The organism is Flavobacterium psychroterrae, from assembly GCF_018380615.1.
Lineage (GTDB): Bacteria > Bacteroidota > Bacteroidia > Flavobacteriales > Flavobacteriaceae > Flavobacterium > Flavobacterium psychroterrae.
On record NZ_JAGYVZ010000069.1, the window covers coordinates 1 to 1,476 of the forward strand.

General features: G+C 31.2%; 3 protein-coding genes. 1 reads left to right on the forward strand and 2 read right to left on the reverse strand.

Annotated elements, in window-relative coordinates:
• A partial coding sequence (locus tag KHA90_RS25020; RefSeq protein WP_213308248.1) for a hypothetical protein occupies positions 1-443 on the forward strand: 443 nt, incomplete at its 5' end.
• Here KHA90_RS25020 and KHA90_RS25025 read toward each other — a convergent pair.
• Together KHA90_RS25025 and KHA90_RS25030 are read right to left on the reverse strand one after the other, a co-directional pair.
• Positions 440-715 carry a hypothetical protein gene (locus KHA90_RS25025; RefSeq protein WP_213308250.1) on the reverse strand — a complete coding sequence of 92 codons (276 nt, stop codon included), beginning with the start codon at positions 713-715 and terminating at the stop codon, positions 440-442. The genes KHA90_RS25020 and KHA90_RS25025 overlap by 4 nt on opposite strands.
• 106 nt (positions 716-821) lie before the next feature.
• Positions 822-1,358, reverse strand: coding sequence for a hypothetical protein (locus KHA90_RS25030; protein ID WP_213308252.1), 537 nt, complete (start codon positions 1,356-1,358; stop codon positions 822-824).
• Positions 1,359-1,476: the final 118 nt, after the last annotated feature.

Sequence of the window (1,476 nt, forward strand, 5' to 3'; positions counted from 1 at the left end):
TTTTAGAAGCTGTCCAAAACAGATTAGCGACAATCACGGCGCTTAAATACATTGATGAAGATTGGGGGCAGATGGACAGTTATAGTCCGAATCCTCCGGCGCAGTTTCCTTGTGCGTTAATTGACATCACGTCTTTAAATTTTAGCAATATAGGAAAGGATAATTCAGACAATCCTATTAATAGGCAGTTATGTGAAGGAACCGTTACTTTTATTATTGCTAATTTAAAACTTAGTAATACCAGTCACAGGGCACCACAATCACAAAAGGATAATGTCTGGACAGTTTGGTCAATTATTGAAGATTTACACAAAACTGTACATGGATGGAAACCAATTGATGCATCAGGCGCACTAATGAGAACCAATCTTAAAAGAATAAGACGTGATGATGGAATCCAAGAATATCAAATTACTTATTCGATTGGATTTGGAAATGTTTAGTTGAATAACTGTATTTGCATAGCTTTTAATTGACGCTGCTTTTCAATAGCAGACTCAACTTCTTTTAATTCTGTTGTAATCGATGTACAAAGGATCTCATATAAAGTAGTACGTGAGATAGGATATATCGGTACGATATAAATCTCTAAAATCTTTGTTGTTGGTGTGTATGGATGCTCCTGAACGCTTTTTTGGTAAAGCTCCTTAATAAGCTTGTAGCGTAATAACTTATTACGCTGAACTCCAAGACTTCTGTTTAAGGTTATTGACATGCAACAAATATAATTAAGTTACAGTTTATAACCAAATATCTGTTATTGATTATTATTTAAAACATAAACATAAAAAAAACCGCTAATTATAGCGGTTTTTCTATGTTTAATATCCTCGCGACATTGTCCAAGTGGTTTCATTCTTTCTAAAATTAAATTTTAATTCTTTATTAACTCTGTACTCCCGTAAATTATAGCCATCAAGAACTTGCTCTTTTGAATTTAAAGGATAAAATGTATTTGTCCAAAACCCCACCAAGTCAAGGTATTTCCCAGTTACTTCCTTAAAATCATAAATTAACTCTCCTTTAATTTCTAAGTCGGCATTTTCACCTTTTTGCCACTCACTAAATTTAACTATAATACAGTTAGCGCAATTATTTGAAGATAATTCTTTTTTTTCTACTTCGCTCATTCCTTCTTTAGTATAAATTATATATTGATAGTTTTCATCTGATCTCGGTGATCTCCTAACTATTTTATAAAAGTCATATTTATCTTTACTATTAAGAACTATCGCATCGGCAACATCTTTGATGTCAGCAATACTTTTGCTTTCTGTCATCTTGTTAATAATACTTTGGTTTTGACTATTGCCGAAAATGCTAAAAAGCATAAAAATAACTAAAACTACTTTCTTCATAATTGTATATTTATTAAGTTCAAATTTATCTAAAAAAAACAGAAATATAGTATAAGTATTGCAAATATTACACCACATATATATATTCTTCTCAAAATGCGTTTATGCTTACGATCCA